This is a genomic window from Yoonia sp. KMU-150 (assembly GCF_056858355.1).
Genome location: NZ_JBXEQF010000001.1, coordinates 968,129 through 993,828, shown reverse-complemented (window position 1 = coordinate 993,828; position 25,700 = coordinate 968,129). Strand labels below are relative to the sequence as shown.

At 64.7% G+C, this 25,700-nt stretch carries 23 protein-coding genes; 14 read left to right on the top strand and 9 right to left on the bottom strand.

Annotation, left to right across the window (positions count from 1 at the left end; genetic code table 11):
• Position 1: 1 nt before the first annotated feature.
• From AC04PH_RS04795 to AC04PH_RS04775, 5 genes are all read right to left on the bottom strand, one after another.
• Complete coding sequence (locus tag AC04PH_RS04795; protein ID WP_483064601.1) at positions 2-1,123, bottom strand: hypothetical protein; 1,122 nt, start codon at positions 1,121-1,123, stop codon at positions 2-4.
• Positions 1,123-1,620, bottom strand: coding sequence for a hypothetical protein (locus AC04PH_RS04790; RefSeq protein WP_483064600.1), 498 nt, complete (start codon positions 1,618-1,620; stop codon positions 1,123-1,125). Before AC04PH_RS04790 ends, AC04PH_RS04795 begins: the two co-directional genes overlap by 1 nt.
• The gene (locus AC04PH_RS04785; RefSeq protein ID WP_483064599.1) at positions 1,604-2,686 is read right to left on the bottom strand and encodes a hypothetical protein; all 1,083 of its coding nucleotides are present in this window, start codon (positions 2,684-2,686) and stop codon (positions 1,604-1,606) included. The genes AC04PH_RS04790 and AC04PH_RS04785 overlap by 17 nt, the downstream gene beginning before the upstream one ends.
• Positions 2,687-2,887: 201 nt before the next feature.
• Positions 2,888-3,682: a L,D-transpeptidase gene (locus AC04PH_RS04780; protein ID WP_483064598.1), complete on the bottom strand. Its 795-nt coding sequence runs from the start codon at positions 3,680-3,682 to the stop codon at positions 2,888-2,890.
• A gap of 213 nt (positions 3,683-3,895) precedes the next feature.
• Positions 3,896-5,101 (bottom strand): aminopeptidase P family protein, encoded by a 1,206-nt coding sequence (locus AC04PH_RS04775; RefSeq protein ID WP_483064597.1) that lies wholly within the window; start codon positions 5,099-5,101, stop codon positions 3,896-3,898.
• A gap of 150 nt (positions 5,102-5,251) precedes the next feature.
• Between AC04PH_RS04775 and AC04PH_RS04770 the strand changes: the two genes are divergently transcribed.
• On the top strand, positions 5,252-5,698 hold the full coding sequence (locus AC04PH_RS04770) for a hypothetical protein (protein ID WP_483064596.1): 447 nt from the start codon (positions 5,252-5,254) through the stop codon (positions 5,696-5,698).
• Positions 5,695-6,048 carry a cupin domain-containing protein gene (locus AC04PH_RS04765; protein ID WP_483064595.1) on the top strand — a complete coding sequence of 118 codons (354 nt, stop codon included), beginning with the start codon at positions 5,695-5,697 and terminating at the stop codon, positions 6,046-6,048. The genes AC04PH_RS04770 and AC04PH_RS04765 overlap by 4 nt, the downstream gene beginning before the upstream one ends.
• Before the next feature lie 68 nt (positions 6,049-6,116).
• On the opposite strand, the gene AC04PH_RS04760 is transcribed toward AC04PH_RS04765, so the two are convergent.
• Positions 6,117-6,890: an alpha/beta hydrolase gene (locus AC04PH_RS04760; protein WP_483064594.1), complete on the bottom strand. Its 774-nt coding sequence runs from the start codon at positions 6,888-6,890 to the stop codon at positions 6,117-6,119.
• Positions 6,891-6,976: 86 nt separating this feature from the next.
• Here AC04PH_RS04760 and AC04PH_RS04755 point away from each other — a divergent pair, with 86 nt between their 5' ends.
• The 4 genes from AC04PH_RS04755 to AC04PH_RS04740 all read left to right on the top strand — a co-directional run bounded on the left by AC04PH_RS04755 (position 6,977) and on the right by AC04PH_RS04740 (position 12,527).
• Entirely contained in the window at positions 6,977-8,455 is a 1,479-nt protein-coding gene (locus AC04PH_RS04755; protein ID WP_483064593.1) for an NAD-dependent succinate-semialdehyde dehydrogenase, read from the top strand.
• A 169-nt stretch (positions 8,456-8,624) separates the two neighbouring features.
• Entirely contained in the window at positions 8,625-9,161 is a 537-nt protein-coding gene (locus AC04PH_RS04750) for an RNA polymerase sigma factor (RefSeq protein WP_483064592.1), read from the top strand.
• Entirely contained in the window at positions 9,158-11,254 is a 2,097-nt protein-coding gene (locus AC04PH_RS04745) for a vWA domain-containing protein (protein WP_483064591.1), read from the top strand. Before AC04PH_RS04750 ends, AC04PH_RS04745 begins: the two co-directional genes overlap by 4 nt.
• Positions 11,255-11,393: 139 nt before the next feature.
• Positions 11,394-12,527 carry a histidine kinase dimerization/phosphoacceptor domain -containing protein gene (locus AC04PH_RS04740; RefSeq protein WP_483064590.1) on the top strand — a complete coding sequence of 378 codons (1,134 nt, stop codon included), beginning with the start codon at positions 11,394-11,396 and terminating at the stop codon, positions 12,525-12,527.
• Here the strand turns inward: AC04PH_RS04740 and AC04PH_RS04735 are convergent.
• Positions 12,502-13,092 carry a DUF1285 domain-containing protein gene (locus tag AC04PH_RS04735; protein ID WP_483064589.1) on the bottom strand — a complete coding sequence of 197 codons (591 nt, stop codon included), beginning with the start codon at positions 13,090-13,092 and terminating at the stop codon, positions 12,502-12,504. The genes AC04PH_RS04740 and AC04PH_RS04735 overlap by 26 nt on opposite strands.
• Before the next feature lie 58 nt (positions 13,093-13,150).
• On the opposite strand from AC04PH_RS04735, the gene AC04PH_RS04730 reads away from it, so the two are divergent.
• The 5 genes from AC04PH_RS04730 (at position 13,151) to AC04PH_RS04710 (ending at position 20,521) form a co-directional block, all read left to right on the top strand.
• Positions 13,151-14,155, top strand: coding sequence for an AAA family ATPase (locus tag AC04PH_RS04730; RefSeq protein WP_483064588.1), 1,005 nt, complete (start codon positions 13,151-13,153; stop codon positions 14,153-14,155).
• Positions 14,152-15,027 carry a DUF58 domain-containing protein gene (locus AC04PH_RS04725; protein ID WP_483064587.1) on the top strand — a complete coding sequence of 292 codons (876 nt, stop codon included), beginning with the start codon at positions 14,152-14,154 and terminating at the stop codon, positions 15,025-15,027. Before AC04PH_RS04730 ends, AC04PH_RS04725 begins: the two co-directional genes overlap by 4 nt.
• A gap of 85 nt (positions 15,028-15,112) precedes the next feature.
• Positions 15,113-17,875, top strand: coding sequence for a DUF4159 domain-containing protein (locus AC04PH_RS04720; RefSeq protein WP_483064586.1), 2,763 nt, complete (start codon positions 15,113-15,115; stop codon positions 17,873-17,875).
• Positions 17,872-19,944, top strand: a complete 2,073-nt coding sequence (locus AC04PH_RS04715) for a hypothetical protein (protein WP_483064585.1) — start codon at positions 17,872-17,874, stop codon at positions 19,942-19,944. The genes AC04PH_RS04720 and AC04PH_RS04715 overlap by 4 nt, the downstream gene beginning before the upstream one ends.
• Positions 19,945-20,029: 85 nt before the next feature.
• On the top strand, positions 20,030-20,521 hold the full coding sequence (locus AC04PH_RS04710; RefSeq protein ID WP_483064584.1) for a hypothetical protein: 492 nt from the start codon (positions 20,030-20,032) through the stop codon (positions 20,519-20,521).
• On the opposite strand, the gene AC04PH_RS04705 is transcribed toward AC04PH_RS04710, so the two are convergent.
• Together AC04PH_RS04705 and AC04PH_RS04700 are read right to left on the bottom strand one after the other, a co-directional pair.
• A complete protein-coding gene (locus AC04PH_RS04705; RefSeq protein WP_483064583.1) occupies positions 20,518-20,874 on the bottom strand; it encodes a hypothetical protein in 357 nt (118 codons plus the stop codon). The genes AC04PH_RS04710 and AC04PH_RS04705 overlap by 4 nt on opposite strands.
• Complete coding sequence (locus AC04PH_RS04700) at positions 20,871-21,569, bottom strand: DUF599 domain-containing protein (protein ID WP_483064582.1); 699 nt, start codon at positions 21,567-21,569, stop codon at positions 20,871-20,873. The genes AC04PH_RS04705 and AC04PH_RS04700 overlap by 4 nt, the downstream gene beginning before the upstream one ends.
• An 88-nt stretch (positions 21,570-21,657) precedes the next feature.
• On the opposite strand from AC04PH_RS04700, the gene AC04PH_RS04695 reads away from it, so the two are divergent.
• From AC04PH_RS04695 to glcF, 3 genes are all read left to right on the top strand, one after another.
• The gene (locus AC04PH_RS04695; protein WP_483064581.1) at positions 21,658-23,091 is read left to right on the top strand and encodes an FAD-linked oxidase C-terminal domain-containing protein; all 1,434 of its coding nucleotides are present in this window, start codon (positions 21,658-21,660) and stop codon (positions 23,089-23,091) included.
• Positions 23,092-23,162: 71 nt separating this feature from the next.
• On the top strand, positions 23,163-24,290 hold the full coding sequence (glcE, locus tag AC04PH_RS04690) for a glycolate oxidase subunit GlcE (protein ID WP_483064580.1): 1,128 nt from the start codon (positions 23,163-23,165) through the stop codon (positions 24,288-24,290).
• A complete protein-coding gene (glcF, locus tag AC04PH_RS04685) occupies positions 24,290-25,690 on the top strand; it encodes a glycolate oxidase subunit GlcF (RefSeq protein WP_483064579.1) in 1,401 nt (466 codons plus the stop codon). The genes glcE and glcF overlap by 1 nt, the downstream gene beginning before the upstream one ends.
• Positions 25,691-25,700: the final 10 nt, after the last annotated feature.

Here is a 25,700-nt window from a genome sequence, read left to right as displayed (position 1 = left end):
CTCACCGGTAACTCAGCACGCGGCCATTGTCGCTGACCACGAACTTGCGCACGTCGCGGAATCCGGCGGGGTTCTTCTCGGCCAGCGCCTGATAGGGGCGTTCCGGCATGATCAGCGACCGTTCCATGCGCGACACACCGGCGTCACCCGCAGGCCCGTCAAACGGATCGCGCGCGAAAATCTGCCGCTCGACCGTGCCGAACCAGCCGGATTTCACCTGCTCGGCGCGTTCCGCCACAAGGTCCTCCTCGGTCCACACCAGCGTCCAGTCCTCGCCCACCGGGCTGTTGGCGGCCTCCAGCACCTCGCGCAGCGGCCCCGCCTGCCGGGTAAAGGCGTGGGAATACATCGGCCCGATGTGGAACCGACGCAGGCGCGTCGGATGCAGATCGTCGAAATCCTCGTCGAATCCCTTGGCGATGGTCAGCAGCTTCAATCCGTGGATGCTTTGCGCCATCAGGTGCGCCTGCACCTCGGGCCAGCGGCGTTCATCCTTGGGTAGGCCGGTGCGGCCCGTGTCCTCGACATCCATCAGGTAGATCACCGGCAGGTTGACCGTGCTGTCGTAAACCGCCCAGTGGATCTGGAAATGCCGCCGCAAACCGTTGTTCTCGATCCAGATCGCCTGCGGGTCGTTGCGCGCCCAGAACTGCCCGCCCTTGAGCAATTCCTCGTAGTATAGCCGCTGCGACAGTGCGTATTGCAGCTTCGTCGGGATTTTCTGTTCGCCCACGATGGTGCGCACCATCTGGTCTTTCAGATCGTCGTCCGACGGCATCGACCGCAGATGCGTCTGCGCCTGCAGCGCGTCGTTCGCCATCTCCAGCAGTTCCTGATAGACCGGAAAGCCGCTTTCGATCCGGTCGAACGTCAACTGCCCTGCATGTTCGAACCTGCCAGAGAAATGGTATTTGTGCGCCAGTGACCGGAAGGTGATATTCAGCCCGATGATATACCGTGCGATCGCGTCGATATCCCGCCGGCTCAGCCGCCCCTCCGCCTCCATCGTGGCGGCTACCTTGTTCAGATAGCCGGTGATCCGCTCGAACTTGCCGAAATACCGCCGCGTGATGCGGGTATCTTCCAGCTTGAAGTGGTCGAGGGCGAGGTCGGATTTAGCCATCAGTCGTCACCGCCACCTAAATTGACAGACCATTCAGACTGCGACTTCCCGTAGTAGTAGATTGCCCATGCAGCTTCATCTTCTCGGAAGAAGCGCCGGGATGCCCACTGTCTTATCCCGGCAAAAAACGCAACGGCACCCCCCCCGATCAGCCCAAGCTGCGTGGCCGAAGCGACAAACATTCCGCCAATCAGGACGATGAAGCTCAGCACGTTCGTCGCCACAACATACTCTGGCGCATTTACGTCTTTCCGTGACTGGGTAGGTGCAGGAACGGGTGCCTTTGGCGCACCCCAAGATATAACCACAATGGAAAGCAGCGCGACACCGCTAGAAGAAATCCAGAAGACTGCGCCGGGTTTCCCTTCCACCAGACCAGAGCAGATCTCATAAACGAACAGGCAAAGCATCAATACGACCAAGGCATCCGCGACATTACGCAGAGGCCCTGAGAGATACTGTATCCCTGACCGAACGATCCTACGCACCGTCGCCATACTGATTGCTGTCGTGCTTCTCCACGATCTTCTGGAACCGGCGGATGAAGCGTTCGTCGGCCTTCGCCTTCTGCTCCAGCACCTCGCGGGCGAAAACCATGTGGTCTTCGTGGGCTTCCAGCATGTCGGCCATGCGGGCGTTGGTGGCAGAGCCGATGGCGGCCATCGCGGTCTGCGCTTCCTGGTCCGTCTTCACGCCGATCTCGTTGATCTGGTGGGCGACGTCCTGCTGCTGCGCTGTTTTCAACGACTTGGACAGCGCGTCATACAGCACCACGCGCTGTTTCGTGTCCGTCTCCAGCTTGTTGATCAGCACCATCTGCGTCGCCGCCTGATTCTGCAGCGAATCGATCCAGGTCTTGCCCTTCTCGATATAGCGTTCCAGCGTCTGCGATTTCGCCAGCTTCACCTGTTCCTGCTGCACCAACTCGTTGTATTTGGTGTTCAGATCAGCCAGTTGCGTTTCCAGCTTCGTGCGCTTGGCCGCGTCTTGCTCCACGGAAATCTTGTTCTCGACCTCGATGATCTTGGGGTCCATCGCCAGGATTTCGGCGCGCACAGTCTCCAGCTCGCCCACCGTCACCTCGCGCTCGTCCAGCGTGCCGGTCAGGTTACTCTCGACGGACGCCTTCTGCTCGTTCAGCACGGCCAACTGGTTCTGCAACAGTTTCGTGATCACGTCGGATTTGGAAATCAGGTCCTGCAGCTTGTCGTCGACGGAGGCGGTGCGCATCCGCTCCTCGCGCATGCTGTCGGCCTTGGCCTTGGAAAAGAACCCGATGAAACTCTCCATGCCGGTCTTGCTGCGCATCTCGTCGAAATCACGCGAAAACGCGGCCGTGACGTCGTCCAGCCCCATGATGAGTTCCGCGATGTTCGCGTTCATCAGTTCGGTGTGCTGGTGCACGTCCTCAAGCGATGCGTTCTCGATATCGACAGAAATGTCGGTGCCCTGCGCCATCTTCTGCCGCGCGGTCTCGATCCGGCTGGTCAGTTCGGAAATCTTCGACTGCGCCTCGGCCACCTGGGCCTGACTTTGTTCAATCTGTGCGTCGAAATCGGCCATGTGGAAAATCCCCTGCTGTGGATGCGTTATCTTCGATCTAGGAAATGCTACATCAACATGCAAATCCCCGTCACCCGCATTCAACGGGAAACATGGGCAAAATTCGGGCAAAAGCCGGATTTCGCCGCTTACGGGCAAATCACGGCATTTCGCGACGAACGGCAAGTCTGGAAATCCCGCCCCGACGGGGGCGGGTCCGGGTCAGCTTTCGTCGAACAGCACCAGGTCGTCGACGTTGGGTTCGTTCGTGCCGAAGACCTCCTCGCGCGACAGGATCGTCGGCGGCAGTTCGACACCGCGCTCATAGTTCTCGGGGTCCACGCGCAGCGACTCCGCCCGGCTACGGATATGCACCGTCATCGGAACGTCGACCTGTTCGTAAAGGTGAATGATGTCCTGATTGAACATGCGGATACACCCGGCAGAGCCGGAATTACCGATCGAGCGCAGATCGTTCGTACCGTGGATGCGGTAGTATGTGTCGCGCCCGCCGCGATAAAGATAGAGCGCCCGCGACCCAAGCGGGCTGCTCAGCCCACCCGGCACGCCGGATCGGAACGGCCCGTAAACCTCCGGCTCCGTGCGCAGCATGTTGGCGGTGGGCGTCCAGCCCGGCCACTTGCGCTTGAGCTGGATCGTGGCACCACCGTTGATCGACCGGCCCTGCCGTCCCACGCCCACGGGGTAGCGCACCGCGGACCCGTCGTTGCGCACAAGATACAGGAACTTGGCATAGGGATCGACGTCGATGGTACCGCCCGGCTGTTCCCCAAGATACTGGCCCGACATGCGCCGGTTGATGCCTTGGGTGTATTCCGGCGGGATGCCCGGCAGGTTGTAGCCCTCGTCGGTGATCGGCGCATAGCCATCGGCAAAGGACGCCACGGCACGGGCCGACGGGTTCGATGCCGGGGCGCGGGGGCTGCAGGCCGCAGCGGTCGAGGCCAGCATCATCGCGGTGAATGCGCGGCGGTTCATCAGGGTCTTGGCGGGCATGGCAGCACCTTAAATTTGCGACTCACCCCCGCGGTGCAGCGGTGAAATCCATTCTTCAATACAAGATAGGGCCGCCATCCCCACAGCAACCGCTACATCTACAGTGCTCAAAGCAGCACCTGCCGGATAGTTCCACAAAACCGGCAAATTTACGAGTCTGGAATGCCGGACCCGCGCAACCTGTGACAATTCACGCGCGGGTCCGGTGCCTGTTCAGCCCACGACGTTGAAGTCCGGGCCGTAGGGATAACCGGTGATATCTTCGTTGCCACCCTCGGTGATGAACATGATATCGTGCTCGCGGTAGCCACCCGCGCCCGGCTGACCCTCGGGGATCGTCAGCATCGGTTCCATGCTGATCACCATGCCGGGCTCCAGCACCGTGTCGATGTCTTCGCGCAGTTCGAGCCCCGCCTCGCGGCCATAGTAATGCGAGAGCACACCAAAGGAATGGCCGTATCCGAATGTCCGGTATTGCAGCAAATCGCGCTCGGCGAGGAAATCGTTGATCTTGGCCGTGATGTCGGCGCAGGAGGCACCGGGCTTCAGCAGGCTGATCCCATATTCATGGGCGGCGACATTGGCCTCCCAGATCTTCCGGCTCGCGTCGTCGACCTCGCGCACGAACAGCGTCCGTTCCAGCGCCGTGTAGTAGCCGGAAATCATCGGGAAGGTGTTGAGCGACAGGATATCGCCGACCTGCAGTTCCCGCGACGTGACAGGGTTGTGCGCGCCGTCGGTGTTGATGCCCGACTGGAACCAGACCCAGGTGTCGCGATATTCCGCATCGGGGAACCGTTTGGCGATCTCAAGTTCCATCGCGTCACGGCCTGCCATCGCCACGTCGATCTCGCGCGCGCCGGGCTTGATCGCGTCGCGGATCGCGTAACCGCCCACGTCGGCGACCGCCGCGCCGTGGCGGATCAGGTCAAGCTCGGCCTGGCTCTTGTGCATCCGCTGCCGCATCGTATCGGGCGCGATGTCGAGCGACGTCGCAGGCGTCAGGAATGCCGTCAGCTTGTTGGATTGCAGCACGGTCAGGTGATCACCCTCGTAGCCGATCACCTTGCCCGGCCCGGTCACCGAAAGGATCGCGCGCCAGTAGTTGTCACGCTCCCAATCGGTATAGGTGATGTTGTCACCGAACCCGCGCCGCCACGGCTGGGCCGCGTCGATCCCTGCGCTGATCGTGACGGTCTCGGTCGGCGTGACGACCTGCGCATAGGGGCGACCGAATGCGCAGTAAAGAAAGCCGGAATAATACGCGATGTTGTGCATCGACGTCAGCACGCAGGCATCGACGCCCTTGTCGGCCATCGTCTCGCGCAGACCATTCAGGCGGGATTCGTATTCGCCATCGGCAAATGGCAGGGTCTTTTCGCCCTGATGGAAACGGTGGAACTGGTTGCGGGTGTTCATGGGTCAGACCTCAAATCAATAAGGTCCCGGCGTTCAGGACGTGGGGCAGTTGCCCGAGCGGCCCTGTTACGGGCCTGCGACGACGCCATCGTCGCGGCTCTGCCCGCTGCTTAATCCGGTGGTGGCGTTTCTGGCAAGCAAATTTCGCGGGTGACAATCCCGGCCCTTGCGGCCAGTCTGCCGCCCATGTCGATCTGGACCTCACTGCGCAAACTGATCCGCGGCCGCCCCGCGCCCGAACGCCCCGCCGCCCTGCCGCCGGGCAAATCGCGCGTGCATTTCCTCGCCGGTGATTTCCGGGACGAGGCCGCAGCCCGCAGCTACTGCTACCACGCGCCCGGCGACGCGCCCGAAAAGCTGACCGTCGACCAGCCCGGCGCCTTCATCGACACCCAGCACGTCGAGGTCAGCTTCGGCACGCATCGCGACAGGCTGCTGGAATTTCTCGACGATGAAGTCGCCGCCGACCTGCTGACGGAGATCGATGGGCAAAATACGCTGATTATCATTGAGGAACAGGCCTTTGCAGGCCTTCCTTACACCTTGGACGACACCGAAATCCTATCGTATCTCGGATCGCAGGAGGTGGATGTATGACGGAGAAGGTCAATCTGGCCGAAAAACTGAGCCAGTTCGATAACCATTGGTCGCCGCGCATCGTCGCGGGCTATAATGGCAATGATATCATGGTGGTGAAGGTCGAAGGTGAATTCGTCTGGCACAGCCACCCGGACACCGACGACCTGTTTTTGTGCCTGAAAGGCGCGGTGGACATCGAGTTGCGCGACAAGACGGTGACGCTGACCGAAGGCGAATTGTGCGTGGTGCCAGCGGGCGTGGAGCATCGGCCCGTGGCGCGGGGCGAGGCGCATCTGCTGCTGATCGAACCCAGCGGCACGCCGAACACCGGCGATCCGGCGACAGCGGTGGACAAGCCTGTGATCTGAGCGGCGGCCTTCCCCGCGGGGAAGGTTTTTTAAACGTTAACAATGCGTTAACCTAAAATGCGCGTCGATCACCCGACAAGCGTGCGCGTCAAATCGCTGTCCGGTCGGGCGAGTTCCCCCACGATATCAAAGTGATGTCGCCCGTTGTGAATGCGCCGTTCGCACCCCCAGGCCTCTGACAGCCAGCGCGCCTGATCCAGAAACGCCGGGCGTTCATCCGCGCCGACGACCACGCTGACGGCGGAGGCGGGCGGCGGCTGGTGGATCGGGCTTTCGGCGCGCGCTTCTGCCGGGGTCAGGCGCAGATCGGCGTTCATCGAGGTTTTCAGCAGCGGTGCGAGGTCGGAAAGCGGCGAGATCGGCACCGTCTTTTCCACCCGCGCCAGCCAGTCGCCCGCGATGTGCCGGTCCAGCATCCGCGCCACCAGGTGCCCGCCCGCCGAATGGCCGGTCAGCCGGATCGGGCCGTCGGACAGGCCAGCCACCGCGCCCACCGCCGCCGCGATCTGGCGGGTGATGTCGGAAATCCGGACGGCGGGGCAAAGATCGTAGGACGGCATCGCCACGGCCCAGCCATGCGCCAGCGCCCCGGCCGCCATATGCGACCAGTAAGATTTGTCGAAGTCGAGCCAGTAGCCGCCGTGCACGAAGACCACCGTGCCACGCGCGGCGTCCCCCGGCTGGAACAGGTCGAACCGGTTGCGGGATGACGGGCCGTAGGTGATGTCATAGGTCGCCCGCGCCGTAGCGCGAAAGGCGCGAGCCGCCGTCGCCCATTTGTCCGGGTAGGACGCGCCGTCGGGAATGAAGCGTCCGTTGGCATAGGCCTCGTCCAGTTCCATCGCAACGCTCCGTCCAATTCCGGGTTAGGGCTTTACGCCACCCCTGCCCCCGTTACATATGGCGCGAACCCTAGCGGAGACCTATCATGCTTGACCAGACGACCGATCTCAAATCCATGCTTTCCCGTCCCGACCTGCTGTGCACCAAGGCGTTTCTGGCCGGTGAATGGGTCGACGCGAAAAGCGGCAAGACCTTCGACGTGACCAACCCCGCCCGCGGCGACGTGATCGCGCAGGTGGCCGATCTGGACCGGTCGGAATTGAAGGACGCCATCGCAGCCGCCGAGAAGGCACAGAAAGGCTGGGCCAAGCTGGCCGCCAAAGAGCGCGCAAAGGTGCTGCGCAAGTGGTTCGACCTGATGATGGAAAATCAGGAAGACCTGGCGATCATCATGACAGCCGAGCAGGGCAAGCCGTTGACGGAATCGCGCGGCGAAGTCGCCTATGGCGCGTCATTCGTCGAGTGGTTCGGCGAGGAGGCCAAGCGCGTTTACGGCGAAACCATCCCCGGCCACATGGCCGACAAGCGCATTCAGGTCATCAAGCAACCCATCGGCGTGGCCGCAGGTATCACGCCCTGGAACTTCCCCAACGCGATGATCGCCCGCAAGGTCGCACCCGCGCTGGCCGCCGGTTGCGCATTCGTCGTGCGGCCCGCGTCGCTGACGCCGCTGTCGGCGCTGGCGATGGGCAAACTGGCGGAAGAGGCAGGCGTGCCGAAGGGGCTGTTTTCCGTCGTGACGACGACATCGTCGTCGGAAGCGGGCAAGGAATTCTGTGAAAACCCGATCGTGCGCAAGCTGACCTTCACCGGGTCGACAGAGGTCGGGCGCATCCTGCTGAAACAGGCCGCCGATCAGGTGATGAAATGCAGCATGGAGCTGGGCGGCAACGCCCCTTTCATCGTGTTCGACGACGCCGATCTGGATGCGGCCGTCGAAGGTGCCATCGCCTGCAAGTTCCGCAACAACGGGCAGACCTGTGTGTGTGCGAACCGGATCTATGTGCAGGCGGGCGTATACGATGAATTTGCCAAAAAGCTGAAGAAGGCGGTCGAGGACCTCAAGGTCGGCGACGGGTTGGAAGACGGCACCACGCTCGGGCCCCTGATCGAGGATGCGGCGGTCGAAAAGGTGAAGGAACACCTGAAAGACGCGCTGTCCAAGGGCGGCGAAATCCTGACCGGTGGCGAAGCGCATGATCTGGGTGGCAAGTTCTTCAAGCCGACCATCGTTACGGGTGCCACGCAGGACATGCAAGTCGCCACCGACGAGACATTCGGCCCCTTCGCGCCGCTGTTCAAGTTCGAGGACGAGGACGACGTGATCGCCAAGGCGAACGACACGATCTTCGGCCTCGCGTCCTACTTCTACGCCAAGGACCTGTCCCGCGTGACCAAGGTGGCCGAGGCGCTGGAATACGGCATCGTCGGCGTGAACACCGGCATCATCTCGACCGAGGTGGCCCCGTTCGGTGGCGTCAAGCAATCCGGTCTTGGCCGCGAGGGCAGCCACCACGGGATGGATGATTACATGGAGATGAAATACATCTGCACGTCCGTTTGATCCTACACGACCAACACGATCCGCCCGGCACCGCCGGGCAGCGCCCGTCCGCCCCCATGGGCGGGCGCTTCGCTTCCGCCCGCGGACAGGCGCTCCCCTCGGTCACGCAATTTCCAAACGTCATCGCCAAGGATTGACGCAACAGCCGCGTCATAGTCCTGTGATGCGCATGACAGTCAGTGACGAGGATCTTGCCGACGCAGCGGCCCATGGCGACGGGCAGGCCTTTGCCAGCCTGCTCGACCGGCATTACGACCGGCTGTTCGCCTTTTGCTTTCGCCTGACCGGCGCGCGGGCAGAGGCGGAAGACCTGTGCCAGGACATCTGCGCCGCCCTGCCCGCCAAACTGGGCAGCTATCAGCGCCGCGCCAAGGTGACGACCTGGCTCTACCGGGTGGCCGTCAATGCCGCGCACGATCGCAGGCGCAGGCGGGCCACCTATATGAAAGCCACGACCGGCTGGGGTGACTGGGAAATCGCGCGGACGGCAGCCAATGAAGAGACGGCGGCGCAGGTCGATTGGCTGACGCAGGCGATGGCACAGTTGAACGACGATCTGCGCGACACGCTGGCGCTGGTGCTCGACGACATGACCCACGCGCAGGCGGGCGAGGTTCTGGGCGTTTCGGAGGGCACCATAAGCTGGCGGGTGTCCGAGGCGAAAAAGGCGCTGCGCGCGCTGAAGGAAAAGGAGGATGCGTTATGACCGATGACCGCGACGATCTTGACGACCTCAAGGCGATAATGGCGACCGCGACCCCACGCCCCGATGCCGCGCGCCGGGCCGAAAACCTCGCCCTTGCGCAAAAGAATTTCGCGGCGCTCCAAGGATCGCGGGACGCCGGGCGTCACACTTCTGCAACCGGGCCGATGGGCCTCTGGACAGGAGTGAAGACGATGTTGAACGCAATGACGACCAAGGGCGGGTTGACCGCCACGACCGCACTTGTCGCGGCGGGGTTTCTGTTCATGACCCCGATGGGGCAAGAGATGTGGCGCGACGCACCGCTGGCCGATCTGGGCCGCGAGGACACGAAGGTTCCGGCCGAAGAGCCTGATACGGGCGCGCCCGCGGATACTGCCGACAGCCTGCCCGCCGCGGATGCCGAAGTGGCGGCGACCGACGGATATGTGGCCGACGATCAGGCGCGCATCCGCCGCGAGGCACTGGAAAGCGTGGTTCCGGAAAATCTGGTCATCGAAGCACCGGCCCTCACGATCGTCGCCGAGGACGAAAGCGACATGGCACCGATCGACCAGGGTGCGGGCCCTGCGGCACAGGCCCCCGCCGCACCGCGCGCACAGGCGGCACCCGAAGGTATCACGCTGGAATCGCTCAGCGTCGATCCCAATATGGCCTTCCCTGCCCCCACGCCGGAACCCACCGTCGCGGTTCCCGCACCCGATACCGAGGCCTTCGCCAACGCGGAACAGAACCCGCTGAAGATCACGCAGGAGGAACCCGTGTCGACGTTTTCCATCGACGTGGATACCGCCAGCTACGCGGTCGTCCGGTCGTCGCTGATGCGCGGGCAATTGCCGCCGGCGGATGCGGTGCGGGTCGAGGAGATGGTGAATTATTTTCCCTACGACTACCCCGCTCCCGGCGCGGATGAGGCCCCGTTCCGCCCCACCGTGACCGTGACCGGCACGCCGTGGAACGCGGACACGCAACTCGTGCATATCGGCCTTCAGGGCCAGATGCCCGCGATAGAGGACCGCCCGCCGCTGAATCTGGTGTTCCTGATCGACACCTCGGGCAGCATGGACGACCCGGCCAAACTGCCGCTGCTGCGCCAGTCGTTTATGCTGATGCTGGACAACCTGCGGCCCGAGGACGAGGTCGCAATCGTGGAATATGCGGGCAGCGCGGGGCAGGTGCTGGCACCGACGGCGACATCTGAAAAAGGCATGATCGTCGCGGCCCTGATGCGCCTTGGCGCGGGCGGGTCGACCAATGGGCAGGGCGGGCTGGAACAGGCCTATGCCGTGGCCGAAGGCATGGCGGCCGACGGTGAGGTCAGCCGCGTGATCCTGGCCACCGACGGGGATTTCAATGTCGGCATCTGGGATACCGACGGGCTGACCGCCTTTATCGAAAAGAAACGCGAGAGCGGCACCTACCTGTCGATCCTGGGCTTTGGCCGTGGCAATCTGGACGATGCCACGATGCAGGCGTTAGCGCAGAACGGCAACGGCACGGCGGCCTATATCGACACGCTGTCGGAGGCGCAGAAGGTGCTGGTGGATCAGTTGACCGGCGCGCTGTTCCCCATTGCTGGTGATGTGAAGGTGCAGGTGGAGTTCAACCCCGCCGCCGTCGCAGAATACCGGCTGATCGGCTACGAGACCCGCGCGCTGAACCGCGAGGATTTCAACAACGATGCGGTGGACGCGGGCGAATTGGGCGCGGGCCACAGCGTGACGGCGATCTACGAGGTCACACCGGTGGGCAGCCCTGCGCAACTGTCCGACCCGCTCCGCTATGGCGAAACCACGGTGTCGGGCGATGCGGACGAGCTTGGTTTCCTGAAACTGCGTTACAAGGCACCCGGCGAAAGCGTCAGCCAGTTGCTTGAAACGCCGATCATGGCGGGTGAAGGCACGGCCAATGCAGAGGCGCAGTTCGCCATCGCAATTGCGGGCTTCGGCCAGTTGTTGCGCGACAATCCCTATCTGGGCGACTGGTCCTATGTCGATGCCATCGCCCTGGCCAACGCCAACAAGGGTGCCGATGAATTCGGTTACCGGACCGAAGCCGTGCAATTGATGCGGCTGGCGCAAAGCCTGTCACAGTAACCTGAAAACAAACACTATATTGCCGACCGGCGGGAAAATGTCCCGCCGGTCTTTTTCGGTGGTCTTTCCTGCGGATATGACGCAATTTCAGGCAACTGGCGAAAATTTGCGCACGATTGCACGACGAGACCTCCGACGAATGCTTCCAGACGACCATCCCCGCAATGCCGAACGCCTGTCCCGCCTGAGCGATTTCGACATCCTCGACACGCCGCCGGAAGATGTGTTCGACGACATCGTCAAACTGGCCTCCGAAATCTGCGGGATGCCGGTGTCGTTGATCAGCCTCGTGGGCGAGGACCGGCAGTGGTTCAAGGCCGCGACCGGTTTCAACGCGGAAGAAACCTCGCTCGAAGAGGCGATCTGCGGTCATGCGATCCTGGAGGATCAGGGTGTCTTTGCGATCCCCGACCTGACGCTGGACCCGCGCACCGCCGACAATCCGCTCGTGACCGGTGGGCCCAACGCGCGGGCCTATGCCGGTGCGCCGCTCGTGACCAAGGACGGGTTGCCGATGGGTACGCTGTGTGTGCTGTCGACCGAACCCAAGACGCTGAACGCGTTTCAGACCAATGCCCTGCGCGTGTTGGCCGATCAGGTGATGTCGCAGCTCGAACTGCGCCGCGCCTTGCGTAACCAAGACGTGTTGCACCACGAAATGGACCACCGCGTCAAGAATTCGCTGCAAACGGTTCAGTCGCTGATCCAGCTTTACCGGCGCAAGGTGACCGACCCGCAGGCGCACGCCGCTTTCGACGCGGTGCAGCGCAGGCTGCAATCCATCATCATGCTGCACAAGGAGTTGCATAACAGCAGTTTCGTCGAGCAGGTGAACATGGAAACATTCATGAACGGGATCAACGGGTTGCTGGCCGATACCCTACCCGACACGGTGACGCTGAAGCATCATTGCGATCCGCTTTATCTGGCGTCGGCGCAGGCATCCGCCGTGGCTGTGATCGTCAGCGAATTCGTAGCCAACGGGATCAAGCACGCCTTTCCCGACGATCAGACCGGCGAGATCGCGGTCGTTCTCAGCATAGCTGACGAGGATGTCGTCGTGACCTGTACCGACAACGGCGTCGGCAGCGGGGCAAGTACGCAGGATCGCGAGGCCGACCAGATCGAAAGCCTCGGAACGATGATCATGGAAGCCTCTGCCAGCCAGATCGGCGCGACGCTGTCGCGAAAGGCGACCGCAGACGGGTATCGGCTGGAGTTGCGGTTCAGCCGCGAAAGTCGGGAGCCTAGGGCAGTTCGTCCGACGGAATGATCGGAAAAAATTCGCCGCCCGACCGCAAACCGAACCAGCTTGTGCCATCGACATCGGCATGTTCGCCCAGTTCGACCAGCCGGTAGAAGGACTTGCGGTCGATCAGCGCCTCCAGATTGGTGCGGACGAGGACATAGGGCGATGGCTCGCCTGTCTCCGGGTCACGCTCCACCCGGATCGGGTTGTCGGGTCCTGCGGTGACGTAATCGCCCACGTTGGTTTCGAACCGCAGGTCCTGACCCTGCTTTTCGAAATCGACCGCGACGAAGGGCGCATCGTCCACCGTGATGCCGACCTTTTCGACCGGCGTGACGAGGAAATAATCGTCGCCGTCACGGCGGATGATCGTGGAAAACAGCTTGACCAGCGCGGGCCGTCCGATGGGCGTGCCGAGATAGAACCACGTGCCGTCGCGCGCGATCCGCATATCCAAATCGCCACAGAACGGCGGGTTCCAAAGATGGACCGGGGGCAGTCCCTTTCCTTTCGTCGCGGCCTGCGCCGAGGATGCGAGACTTTCCGCCGACGGGGGCACACTCTTTTGTGTTTCGGGTCGTTTTGCCATTGGGGTCATCCGCCATATCTGTTGTTATATCGCCATATAGCGCAGCTGGAGAAATGTCATGACCACCACCGATGATCTAGTCACCGAGATCGAGGCGCTGTCGGCGCAACTGGGCCGCGCACGCACGTCTATCGCGCGGCGCTTCATCGGGCAGGACCGGGTCGTGGACCTGACGCTGACCGCGCTCATCTGCGGTGGCCATGCGGTGCTGATCGGCCTGCCGGGGCTGGGCAAGACGCGGCTGGTGGATACGCTGTCGACGGTGATGGGGCTGGATGGCAACCGCATCCAGTTCACGCCGGATCTGATGCCTGCCGATATTCTGGGGTCCGAAATCCTTGATACCGATGCGGCGGGCGGGCGGGCGTTCCGCTTTGTCGAGGGGCCGATTTTCTGCCAGTTGCTGATGGCCGACGAGATCAACCGCGCCTCGCCGCGCACGCAATCTGCGCTGTTGCAGGCGATGCAGGAGCGCGAGGTGACCGTCGCGGGCGCGCACCGCAAGCTGGGGATGCCGTTCCACGTGCTGGCCACGCAGAACCCGATCGAACAGGAAGGCACCTACCCGCTGCCCGAAGCGCAGCTCGACCGCTTTCTGGTGCAGATCGATGTGCCCTACCCTGACCGCGCCACCGAACGGAATATCCTGATCGCCACGACAGGGGTGGAGGACGAAGCCGCGACGGCGGAGTTCACCGCAGAGGAACTGCTGGCGGCACAGACCCTGCTGCGCCGGATGCCGGTGGGTGATGCTGTGGTGGAAATGATCCTCGATCTGGTGCGCGCGTTCCGGCCTGATGCCGACGCGCCAGAGATCGTGCGCCAGACGGTCAGCTGGGGCCCCGGCCCGCGCGCCGCACAGGCGCTGATGCTGACCGTGCGCGCCGCGGCACTGCTGGACGGGCGGCTCGCCCCCTCGGCAGAGGACGTGATGGCGATGGCTGTGCCGGTGCTGGAGCACCGCATGGCGCTGTCATTTGCGGCCCGCGCACGCGGCGAAACCGTGCAGAACGTGATCCGCCAGGTCGCCGCCCGGATCACGCAGGCAGAGGCCGCCGCGTGACGACAAGCCCGCTCTCCCTGCGCAGCCGGTCAGAGGCGCTGGCCGCCCCGCTCCCCGCATTGCTGGCGGGCGCGGAACATCTGGCCGCTACCGTCCTGCTGGGCGACCACGGGCGCAGGCGGGCGGGCATGGGCGATACGTTCTGGCAATACCGCCCGGCACAGCCCGGCGACGACGCGCGCGGGATCGACTGGCGCCGCTCCGCCCGGTCCGACAGCAATTTCGTGCAGGACAAGGAATGGCAGATCGCGCAGTCGGTGATCCTCTGGGTCGATCAGGCGGCGTCTATGGGGTTTGCGTCCGATGACGCGATCCCGACGAAAGCCGACCGCGCCCGCACGCTTGCGCTGGCCACGGCGATTCTGCTGTTGCGCGGCGGGGAGCGTGTCGGCCTGACCGGCCTGCGCCTGCCGCCACGCCGGGGCGAGGCGCAACTGGCCCGCATGGCGGAGGCGCTGTCGCAGGACGACGACACCGATTACGGCCACCCGGAAGCGCAGGGCATGCTGCCGCATTCCCGCGCGCTGTTCGTGAGCGATTTTCTGGGTGATCTCGCGCCGGTGTCCGAAGCGCTGACCAAGGCGGCGGATCGCGGCGTGCGCGGTGCCTTGTTGCAGGTGCTCGACCCGCAGGAAGAGGCATTTCCCTTTGACGGGCGCACGATCTTTCAGTCCATGACCGGCGGGATGGAGCATGAGACGCTGAAAGCGGGCGATCTGCGCGACCGCTATCTGGACCGGCTCGCCGCGCGCAAGGACGCGCTGTCGCAACTGGCGCGCACGACCGGCTGGCAGTTCCACACCCATCGCACTGACACGCCCGCGACTGCCGCGCTTTTGTGGACCTACGGTGCGCTGGAGCGTCACGCGTGAACCGGTCTGATTTGCATTATCTTGCCCGAAATACTCCGGGGTTCGGGGCAGCGCCCCGAGACGTCGGTCACGGATGGTGCCGCTGATGTGGTCGGTCGGGTCCATCGGATTTACCGCGCCCTGGCTCTTGCTGGGGCTGATCGCATTGCCGATCCTGTGGCTCTTGCTGCGCGCGGTGCCCCCTGCCCCGATCCGGCGGCGCTTTCCCGGCGTGGCGCTGCTGCTGGGCCTGACCGACAAGGACAGCCAGAGCGACCGCACGCCATGGTGGCTGTTGCTGCTGCGCGTGCTGGCCATAGCCGCGATCATTCTCGGCTTTGCCGGGCCGGTGCTGAACCCGCAGGCGCAGCAGTCCGGCTCCGGTCCGTTGCTGATCATCGCCGACGGCACATGGGCCGACGCGCGCGACTGGCCCGCGCGGCAGGACCGGATCACCGCCCTGCTGGCCGAGGCGCAACGGCAGGGCCGCACCGCCGCGATCACCACGTTGACCGATATTCCTACTGACGGGCTGACCTTCCAGTCCGCCGATGCGGTCGCCCAGACCGTACCGAACCTGCGTCCGCAGCCGTGGGAACCGGCAATCGCAGACCTGCGTCCGCTGATCGACGGGCTGGAGGGGGATTTCGACACCTATTGGCTGTCCGATGGCCTCGCCCGCGAAAGCCGCGACGCGCTTCTGCCCGCGCTGGAGGTCTTCGGCACCGTCACCGTGTTCCAAAGCCCGCGCCAGACCATCGGGTTGCGCCCAGCGCGCTATGCCGACGGCGATGTGGTTATCTCAGCCGTGCGCACGCCGGTGGGCAATGCCACCACGACGCAGGTCGCGGCCATCGGCCTTGATCCGGCAGGCGTGGAACGCCAGTTGGCGACGGCCACGCTCGACTTCGCCGCCGGTGACGCGGTGGCGGAGGAAACGCTGGTGCTGCCGCCGGAACTGCGCAACCGGATCACCCGGTTCGAAATCCCCGCTGCCCGCTCCGCCGCCGCTGTCACGCTCACCGACGACGCGTTGAAGCGGCGCGAGGTGGCGCTGATCGCCGGGCGCGAGGAGCGCGAGGAACTGGAACTGCTGTCGCCGCTGTTTTATCTGCGCGAGGCGCTGGAGCCGACCGCCGATCTGATCGACGGCACGCTGGACGATATTCTGCTGGCCAATCCCGATGTGATCGTGCTGGCCGATGTCGCCAATCTGGCGGGCGCGGAACAGGCCGATGTGCTGGACTGGATCAACCGGGGCGGGATGTTGCTGCGCTTTGCCGGGCCGCGGCTGGCCGCCTCCGAGCAGGGCCGCAATACCGAAGACCCGCTGCTACCTGTGCGCCTGCGCGCCGGGGGCCGGTCCATCGGCGGGGCGATGAGCTGGGGCGAGCCGAAGCAGCTGGCACCCTTTGACGAGACATCGCCGTTCTACGGCCTGCCCGTGCCCGACGATGTGGAGGTCACCAGCCAGGTCGTGGCACAGCCAGACCCCACGTTGGCAGAACGCGTGATCGCGCAACTGGCCGACGGCACGCCGCTGGTCACCCGCCGGACCCATGGCGAAGGGCAGATCGTGCTGTTTCACGTGACCGCCAACGCCGAATGGTCCACCCTGCCGCTGTCTGGTCTGTTCGTGCAGATGCTGGAACGGCTGGCGGTGTCGACCAGTGTTACGGCACCCGATGCCGCAGACCTCGAAGGCACGACATGGTTGCCGACCGAGGTGCTGGACGCCACCGGGCGGCTGAGCGATGGCAGCACCCTGCCCGGCGTCGACGGTGCGCTGCTGGCGACGGCCACGCCGGGGCCGGAGTTGCAACCGGGGCTTTATGCCGGGGCCGATCGCCAGATCGCCGTGAACGTCATGGCCCGCGATACCGTGCTGTCGCCCGCCACATGGCCCGCGCGCATCGCGGTCGAGGGGCTGGCGGTGGTGCGGGAAACCGCGCTGAAAGGCTGGCTGCTGACAGCGGCGCTGGCGCTCTTGCTGGTGGACATCATCGCTTCGCTGCTGGTCGGGGGCCGCCTGCGCGGGCCGCGCGCGGATGCAACAGCGACCGTGCTGATGCTGGCGTTGCTGGCCGTGCCGAACACAGGCCTGGCGCAGGACGATGAATTCGCGTTGGCCGCCACGTCCGAGGTCGTGCTGGGCCATGTGCTGACCGGCGACGCAGAGGTCGACGAGATCGCCGAGGCCGGGCTGCGCGGCGTGTCCGAAACCCTGTTCCGTCGCACCTCCATCGAACCTGCAGCCCCGATGGGCGTGAACCTCGAAACCGACGAACTGGCGTTCTTCCCCTTCCTCTACTGGCCGATCACCGCCGATCAGGCGCTGCCCAGCCGCGAGGCCTATGGTAAGCTGAACCGCTATCTGCGGTCGGGCGGGATGATCCTGTTCGATACCCGCGACGCGGATACCGCCGGTTTCGGATCAGGTTCGCCCGAGGGGCGCAAACTGCAGGCGATCGCGCGCACGCTGGATATTCCGGCGCTGGAGCCGATCCCGCAGGACCATGTGCTGACGCGCACCTTCTACCTGTTGCAGGATTTCCCCGGCCGCTACGCCAGCCGCGACATCTGGGTGGAGGCGGCACCGCTGGATGCGGCACAGGCCGAGGGGATGCCGTTTCGCAACCTCAATGACGGGGTCACACCGGTGGTGATCGGCGGCAACGACTGGGCCGCCGCCTGGGCGGTGGACGACAACGGCAACCGCATGTTCCCGGTGGGGCGCGGGCAGGCCGGTGAGCGGCAGCGCGAGATCGCCCTGCGGTTCGGCGTGAACCTGATCATGCATGTGCTGACCGGCAACTATAAATCCGATCAGGTGCACGTGCCTGCCCTGCTCGACAGGTTGGGCCAATGACCGGCACCGTGATTTTCGACCCGCTGATCCCGTGGACTATCGTGGGCGTGCTGACCGCGCTAGTGGCGCTGGGGATCGTGCTGGCCGTCTGGCGGCGCCTGCCCGGCTGGTGGCTGCGTGGACTGGCGGGGCTGGCGTTGCTGCTGGCCGTGGCCAACCCGTCGCTGCAACGCGAGGACCGGGAACCGCTGTCCGATATCGTCATGCTGATCGTGGACGAAAGCGCCAGCCAGCGCATCGCCGACCGACCTGACCAGACCGCCGACGCCATCGCCGCTGTCCGGGCCGAGGTCGCGCGGCTGACCAATACCGAATTGCGCATCGTCACGCTGGGCGACGGCGAGGGTGACACCGGCACCGCGCTGATGACATCGCTGTCGGAGGCATTGGCCGAGGAGCCGCAGGGCCGCATCGCGGGCATCATCCTGCTGACGGACGGGCGGTTGCACGATATCGAGCGCGCGCCTGCCCTGCCCGCGCCGCTGCATACGCTGCTGACCGGACAACCCGATGACTGGGACCGCAGGCTGGTCGTATCCAACGCGCCCGCCTTCGCCATTCTGGGTGAACAGGTCACGCTGACCCTGCGGATCGAGGATCAGGGACAGGCCCCCGATACAGGCGGTTTTGCAGGTTTGACCATCGCCATCGACGGGGCGGAACCGCTGCCGTTCGAGGTGCCCATCGGGCAGGACATCGAAATCCCCGTGGACCTGCCGCATGGCGGCATGAACGTGCTGCAATTCGCGACGCCAGTCATCGACGGCGAATTGACCGACCGCAACAATGGCGCGGTCGTGCAGATCAACGGCGTGCGCGACCGGCTGCGCGTGCTGCTGGTATCGGGCGAACCGCACCCCGGCGAACGCACATGGCGCAACCTGCTGAAATCCGACGCGGGCGTCGACCTCGTGCATTTCACGATCCTGCGTCCGCCGGAAAAGCAGGATGGCGTGCCGGTGAACGAACTGTCGCTGATCGCCTTCCCGACGCGCGAGCTGTTCCTGGAAAAGATCGACGAATTCGACCTGATCATCTTCGACCGCTATTCCCGGCGCGGCATCCTGCCATCCGAATACCTCGACAATATCCGCTCCTACGTCGAACAGGGCGGGGCCGTGCTGGTGTCGTCGGGGCCGGAATACGGCAGTGCGGAAAGCATCTATCGCTCGCCGCTGGGGAATATCCTGCCCGGCCGCCCCACCGCGCGGGTGTTCGAGGAAGGCTTCACCCCGACGCTGACCGATCTGGGGCAGCGGCACCCGGTCACGGAGGGGCTGGAATCCTTCTCGCCCGCCTCGGACGAAGGCGAGGGCCCCGGCTGGGGCCGCTGGTTCCGCCATGTCGAGGTCATGGTGCCCGACACCGCCACCACGGTCATGGCCGGGCTGAACGACCTGCCGCTGCTGATGCTGGAACGGATCGGAGAGGGGCGCGTGTCGTTGATCGCCTCCGACCAGTCATGGCTCTGGGATCGCGGATACGAGGGCGGCGGGCCGCAGCTGGAATTGCTGCGCCGTCTGGCGCACTGGATGATGAAGGAACCAGAGCTTGAGGAAGAGGCGCTGTGGGTCGAGCCGGCGGGCCAGACCATGCGCATCATCCGCCGTACGCTGGATCTGGAAACCGGCGACGTGACCGTCACCGGCCCGGACGGCGAGGAGACCGTGCTGACGCTGGAAGAGGTCTCGCCGGGGCGGTTCGAAACGCTGTGGGAAGCGCCGGAGATGGGGTTCTACCGCCTCACAGACGGCGAGGAAGATACCGTGATCGCGCTTGGCCCCGCTGCCCCGCGCGAGTTCGAACAGACCATCGCCAGCGGTGATCTGCTACAACCGCTCGTCGATACCACGCGCGGCGGTGTGATGCCGTTGTCCGCAGGCAACCCCGACATCCGTACCGTGCGCGAGGGCCGCCCCGCCGCCGGGCGTGGCTGGATCGGCGTGACCCCGCGCGAGGCATACCAGACCGCCGAGATCAGCATCACCCCGATCCTGCCCGCCTGGGCGTTCCTGTTGCTGGCGTCACTCTTGATGGTGGGCGCGTGGCTGCGCGAGGGGCGGCGCTGACCCCGGACCCAAATGACCGATTTGTGACCGCCCACGCGCTCTGACGCCGCTATTGTCGCGGAAACGGGACAGATGGACATCGGACATGAAGAAGCAACGCCGCAAACCGCAGGCCAAACGCCAGCAACAAAAGGCGCAGAACGCCCCTGCAGCACCTGACCGCCGGGCTTTCATGCGGCTGGCGAAAAACGCGGCCATCGGCCTGCCGATCGTCGGTGTCGGCTGCTATTTCGCGATCCGCAAGGTGCAGGGCGATCTGCACGAGGCCGACCTGACGCGCATCGGCGGCGGTGTACCGGCCGTCGTGCAAATCCACGACCCGCAGTGCCAACAATGCCAGACGCTCCAGCGGCAGGCACGCGATGCGCTGTCGGAGTTTGGCGACGACGAGGTCACCTTTCTGGTCGCCAATATCAAAACTGATGCCGGGCTTGCCTTTGCCACCGCCCAGGGTGTCAGCCATGTCACGCTGGTGCTGTTAGACCCTGACGGGCAGCGCGCGGGCATCCTGCGCGGCCCCACCGACAGCGCCGAGGTCGACCGCAGGATTGCAGCGCATGTGGCTGCCTATCGCTAGTGTGGTAGGGTAAATTCCACTGGTGCGTCATACCAACCGGTCACGTTGTCGCTGACCTGTATGAAGACGGTTTCCGTCCCCTCGGGAATGACGATCCCGGATTGCGACCGGGTGAACGGTTGTTCGTTCACATGCGGATGCGCCAAAACGCGGGTGCCAAGCACATTGCCATCGGCATCCAGCACGCGCCAGCCGTCGGCATAGTCGTCCCAGCCGGTATCGGCGTGAGCGATTGTCACGTCGAAGCGCCAGGTGTCGCCGGTTTGCGTGGCGACGACCTCGACCACCTCGGGTTTGTCGGCGAAAGCGGGGGTGGCGCAGGCCAGCAGCGCGCAGATCAGAAGCTGTTTCATAGACGTTTTCCTAGCAGAATATCGCGCGGGATCGACGCAAATTCGCGTGACCAGACGATGAACCCGACGATCACCACAGCCACCAGCAGCGCCCATGGTCCCGCCAGCCAGGCCAGCGCGCCCATCGCGAAATAGATCGACCGCAGGCCGCGGTTGAAGTTGATTGCCGCCCGCACGTTCAGCGCCGCCGCCTGCATCGCGCGTGGCATCGCCTGCGGGTCTGCCGGGTCGTTGGGGACCGCCCCCATCATGACCGAACAATAGCCGAAGACCCGGTTCGACCAGACGAATCGCAGGAAGCCGCTGACCAGCAACAGCATGACCAGCGCCAGCTTGATCTGCCAGATGACGGCCGGCACGTCCCGTGCGGCGACCTCTGCCGCGACGCCGCGCAGCGGGTCGGTATTGGCGATCAGCGCCAGCACACCCCCGATGGCAAAGACGCAGGTAGAGGCAAAGAAGGCCGTGCCCTGCCGCAGCCCGTTCAACACCTGACTGTCGAAAATCCGCGGGTCGCGGAACACGAAGACGCGCATCCATTCCTTGCGGTTTTCGGCCATCAGCGCTGTCACCGACGGGCGGCGTGCCGGGGGATGCTCGATCAGCCAGCCGCTGCCGAGCCAGACCACGAGGAGGCAGGCGACAGCGGCCCAGTCGAGCGGTGCCAGCACCGCGATGTGATCCAGAAATGTCATACCTTTCCCTAGCGCGAAGCCTTGCGACTTGCCATATCGAAAAATTGGTTATATTTCTTTACCAATCCTGCCCAGTGGAGCACGTTCCATGCAAATGCCAACACCGAACCCGGCGATCATCGCCCGCAAGGCTGCCATCGTCGCCCGCCTGCAAGAGGTGCTGCCGCGCGACGCGGTGATCCACCATGAAAGCGAGACCCGCGCCTATGAATGTGACGGGCTGTCCGCCTACCGCTGCCCGCCGCTCTGCGCCGTCCTGCCCGCCACCACGCAGGAAGTGTCGGAGGTGCTGCGCGTCTGCCACGAGATGGGCGTGCCCGTGGTGCCGCGCGGGTCGGGCACGTCGCTCGCCGGTGGCGCGATGCCGACGGCGGATGCGGTGATTCTGGGCGTGGCCCGGCTGAACGCGGTGCTGGAAACCAGCTACGAGGACCGGATCATCCGGGTGCAGACCGGGCGCACGAACTTGTCTGTTACGGGGGCGGTGGAGGCGGACGGGTTCTTCTATGCGCCCGACCCGTCCAGCCAGCTGGCCTGCGCCATCGCGGGCAATATCGCGATGAATTCCGGCGGGGCGCATTGCCTGAAATACGGCGTGACGACAAACAATCTGCTGGGTGTCACCTGCGTGCTGATGGACGGCACGGTGGTCGAGATCGGCGGCGGCCATCTGGACGCGGGCGGGCTGGACCTGCTGGGTGTCATCTGCGGGTCCGAGGGGCAGTTGGGCGTGGTGACCGAAGCAACCCTGCGGATCCTCCACAAGCCCGAGGGCGCGCGCCCGGTGCTGATGGGCTTCGACAGTTCCGAGGTCGCGGGCGCCTGTGTGTCCGACATCATCAAGGCGGGCGTGCTGCCCGTCGCCATCGAGTTCATGGACCGCCCCTGCATCGAGGTCTGCGAGGCCTTTGCCAAGGCTGGCTATCCGATGTGCGAGGCGCTGCTGATCGTGGAGGTCGAGGGATCGCCGCTGGAAATCGACGAGCAACTGGCGCTGATCATGGAGATCGCCCGCACCCACAACCCGGTGGAACTGCGCGAAGCGCAGGACGCGGATGAGGCCGCGCGCATCTGGCTGGGCCGCAAATCCGCCTTCGGCGCGATGGGGCAGATCAACGACTATATGTGCCTGGACGGTACGATCCCGGTGAACGAGTTGCCCTTCGTGCTGCGCCGGATCGGGGAGTTGTCGGATGAATACGGGCTGAAGGTCGGCAACGTCTTTCACGCGGGCGACGGCAACATGCATCCACTGATCCTCTACAACGCCAACACCCCCGGCGATCTTGAAACCTGCGAGGCGCTGGGGGCGGAAATCCTGAAACTCTGCGTCGAGGTCGGCGGCTGCCTGACGGGCGAACACGGCGTGGGCATCGAAAAGCGCGACCTGATGACGGTGCAATACACCGCCGCCGATCTGGAGGCGCAGATGGCCGTAAAGGATGTGTTCGACCCCGCTTGGCTGCTGAACCCATCGAAGGTCTTTCCGCTGGCGTCGAGCGAGGCGCGGCGGGCGGCGTAAGGGGCTTTGCCCCTCTTGGCTCTGAAGGGCCAATTCACCCGAAGGTATTTTCGACCGGAAGAAGACAGGCGATGCACAAGACAGAAACCGACATCGCGCAGGCAGTCAAAGCGACACGCGATCCCCTGCGCATCACCGGCGGCGGCACCCGGCCCGTGGGGCGACCGCATGACGGCGAAACGCTGCCTGTCGCCGGGCTGTCGGGAATCACGCTCTACGAACCCGGCGCACTGACACTGGTGGCACAAGCGGGCACGCCGGTGGCAGAGATCGAGGCGGCGCTGGCAGCCGAGAATCAGCGGTTGGCGTTTGAGCCGATGGATTTCCGCAGGTTGCTGGGCACCGAAGGCACCCCCACGATCGGCGGTGTGGTGGCGGGCAACGTCTCTGGCCCGCGCCGGATCGCCGTGGGGGCCTGCCGGGATTTCATGCTGGGCGTGCGGTTTGTCGACGGGGCGGGCAACATCGTCAAGAACGGTGGCCGCGTGATGAAGAACGTGACCGGCTACGATCTTGTGAAGCTGATGACGGGGTCCTACGGCACGCTGGGGGTGTTGACCGAGGTTTCGCTGAAGGTGCTGCCCGACGTGGAGACCGCCGCGACCCTGCGCTTTGCCGGGCTGGATGTCGCGCGGTCCGTCGCCTGTATGTCACGCGCGCTCGGCTCGCCGTACGAGGTGACGGGGGCGGCGCGACGTGGCGAGGATACTTTGATCCGCATCGAAGGGTTTGCGCAGTCGGTTGAGTATCGTACTGGAGTCTTGGAAAAGCTGCTGGCGGACTACGGCACGGCAGACGTTGTCACAGACGCCGGGGAACACGCGGCGCTGTGGCGCGACATCCGCGATGTGGCGCAGTTTGCGGACCATTCAACCGTCTGGCGTGTGTCACTGCGGCCCTCGCAGGCGGCGGATTTCATCGCCGGGCTGTCCGGGCATGATCTCGACCATGCGTTGGACTGGGGCGGCGGGCTGATCTGGATTGCAAGCCGCGACAACGCCGACGCCGCGCTGCACGACAAACTGCAAGAGACTGCCGGGCAATCCGGCGGGCATTGCACGCTGATCAAGGGTGATAAGACCTTGCGTGCCGCCGTCCCGTCGTTCCAGCCTGAACCGCCCGCTCTCGCCAAAATCTCCGCGAACCTGCGGGCGAAGTTCGACCCGCGCGGCATCCTCAACCCCGGAACCATGACCTGATGCAGACGACATTCACGCCAGAGCAGTTGCAAGACCCCGGCACCGCGCGCGCCAACGAGATCCTGCGCGCCTGCGTCCACTGCGGCTTCTGCACCGCGACCTGCCCGACCTATCAGGTGCTGGGCGACGAATTGGACAGCCCGCGCGGGCGCATTTACCTGATCAAGGACATGCTGGAAAACGAACGTGTGCCCGATGCCACGACCGTCAAGCACATCGACCGCTGCCTGTCCTGCCTCGCCTGCATGACGACCTGTCCGTCGGGCGTGCACTACATGCATCTGGTCGACCACGCCCGCGCCTATATCGAGGACACCTACAAGCGTCCGCTGTCCGACCGTGCCTTGCGTTGGCTGCTGGCGCGTATCCTGCCCTATCCCACGCGGTTTCGCGTGGCCCTGCTGGGTGCCAAGATCGGGCGTCCCTTCGCCCGGCTGATGCCCGACGCCCGCCTGCGCGCGATGCTGGAGATGGCACCGAAACAGATCCCACCCGTCAGCCGCAACGACGACCCGCAGACCTTTGCCGCGAAAGACAAGAAGATGCGCGTGGCCCTGATGACAGGCTGCGCGCAACGGGCGCTGAACACCGACATCAACGATGCCACGATCCGCCTGCTGACCCGGCTGGGGGCAGAGGTCGTCGTGGCCGAAGGCGCGGGCTGCTGCGGGGCGCTGACACACCACATGGGCAAGGAAAGTGAAAGCCATGCCACCGCTGCCCGCAATATCCGGGCCTGGTGCGCAGAAATGGACAAGTCCGGGCTGGACGCGATCGTGATCAACACCTCCGGCTGCGGCACCACGGTGAAGGACTACGGCCACATGTTCCGCAACGATCCCGCCCTTGCCGCCGATGCCGCGCGGGTGTCGGCCATCGCAAAGGACGTGAGCGAGGTGCTGATGGACCTGTTGCCAAAGGATGCACCGCAGATCGACCCGAACATAGCCAAAACGGGGATCGCGGGAACGGATGCCGTGCGCCTGCCGTCGGAAGCCGAGACTGGCACCGGCGCGATCAAGGTCGCCTATCACGCCGCCTGTTCGCTGCAGCACGGCCAACAGATTAAGACCTACCCCAAGGACTTGCTGAAACGCGCGGGCTTCACCGTGCTGGAACCCGCCGACAGCCACCTGTGCTGCGGGTCGGCCGGGACCTACAACCTGATGCAGCCGGAGATTTCGGGGCAACTCAAGGCGCGCAAGGTCCGCACGCTGGAGGTGCTGACGCCCGACGTCATCGCCGCGGGCAACATCGGCTGCATGATGCAGATCGGCAGCGCCACGGCCACACCCATCGTGCATACGGTCGAGCTGCTGGATTGGGCCACCGGCGGGCCGAAACCGCCCGCGCTGGCAAAAGGTGGCAATGCCGCACCACCGGTGCCAATTCTGCGCTAGGGCCACAGAA

Excerpts from the sequence above, each read along its gene's own strand:
- AC04PH_RS04700 (WP_483064582.1), bottom strand. The coding sequence starts at position 21,569 with ATGACATTTCTGGATCACATCGCGGTGCTGGCACCGCTCGACTGGGCC.
- AC04PH_RS04785 (WP_483064599.1), bottom strand. The coding sequence starts at position 2,686 with ATGGCCGATTTCGACGCACAGATTGAACAAAGTCAGGCCCAGGTGGCC.
- AC04PH_RS04720 (WP_483064586.1), top strand. The coding sequence starts at position 15,113 with ATGTGGTCGGTCGGGTCCATCGGATTTACCGCGCCCTGGCTCTTGCTG.
- AC04PH_RS04765 (WP_483064595.1), top strand. The coding sequence starts at position 5,695 with ATGACGGAGAAGGTCAATCTGGCCGAAAAACTGAGCCAGTTCGATAAC.
- AC04PH_RS04715 (WP_483064585.1), top strand. The coding sequence starts at position 17,872 with ATGACCGGCACCGTGATTTTCGACCCGCTGATCCCGTGGACTATCGTG.
- glcF (WP_483064579.1), top strand. The coding sequence starts at position 24,290 with ATGCAGACGACATTCACGCCAGAGCAGTTGCAAGACCCCGGCACCGCG.
- AC04PH_RS04790 (WP_483064600.1), bottom strand. The coding sequence starts at position 1,620 with ATGGCGACGGTGCGTAGGATCGTTCGGTCAGGGATACAGTATCTCTCA.
- AC04PH_RS04735 (WP_483064589.1), bottom strand. The coding sequence starts at position 13,092 with ATGGCAAAACGACCCGAAACACAAAAGAGTGTGCCCCCGTCGGCGGAA.
- AC04PH_RS04740 (WP_483064590.1), top strand. The coding sequence starts at position 11,394 with ATGCTTCCAGACGACCATCCCCGCAATGCCGAACGCCTGTCCCGCCTG.
- AC04PH_RS04795 (WP_483064601.1), bottom strand. The coding sequence starts at position 1,123 with ATGGCTAAATCCGACCTCGCCCTCGACCACTTCAAGCTGGAAGATACC.
- AC04PH_RS04755 (WP_483064593.1), top strand. The coding sequence starts at position 6,977 with ATGCTTGACCAGACGACCGATCTCAAATCCATGCTTTCCCGTCCCGAC.
- AC04PH_RS04710 (WP_483064584.1), top strand. The coding sequence starts at position 20,030 with ATGAAGAAGCAACGCCGCAAACCGCAGGCCAAACGCCAGCAACAAAAG.
- AC04PH_RS04730 (WP_483064588.1), top strand. The coding sequence starts at position 13,151 with ATGACCACCACCGATGATCTAGTCACCGAGATCGAGGCGCTGTCGGCG.
- AC04PH_RS04780 (WP_483064598.1), bottom strand. The coding sequence starts at position 3,682 with ATGCCCGCCAAGACCCTGATGAACCGCCGCGCATTCACCGCGATGATG.
- AC04PH_RS04745 (WP_483064591.1), top strand. The coding sequence starts at position 9,158 with ATGACCGATGACCGCGACGATCTTGACGACCTCAAGGCGATAATGGCG.
- AC04PH_RS04750 (WP_483064592.1), top strand. The coding sequence starts at position 8,625 with ATGACAGTCAGTGACGAGGATCTTGCCGACGCAGCGGCCCATGGCGAC.
- AC04PH_RS04760 (WP_483064594.1), bottom strand. The coding sequence starts at position 6,890 with ATGGAACTGGACGAGGCCTATGCCAACGGACGCTTCATTCCCGACGGC.
- AC04PH_RS04705 (WP_483064583.1), bottom strand. The coding sequence starts at position 20,874 with ATGAAACAGCTTCTGATCTGCGCGCTGCTGGCCTGCGCCACCCCCGCT.
- AC04PH_RS04775 (WP_483064597.1), bottom strand. The coding sequence starts at position 5,101 with ATGAACACCCGCAACCAGTTCCACCGTTTCCATCAGGGCGAAAAGACC.
- glcE (WP_483064580.1), top strand. The coding sequence starts at position 23,163 with ATGCACAAGACAGAAACCGACATCGCGCAGGCAGTCAAAGCGACACGC.
- AC04PH_RS04695 (WP_483064581.1), top strand. The coding sequence starts at position 21,658 with ATGCAAATGCCAACACCGAACCCGGCGATCATCGCCCGCAAGGCTGCC.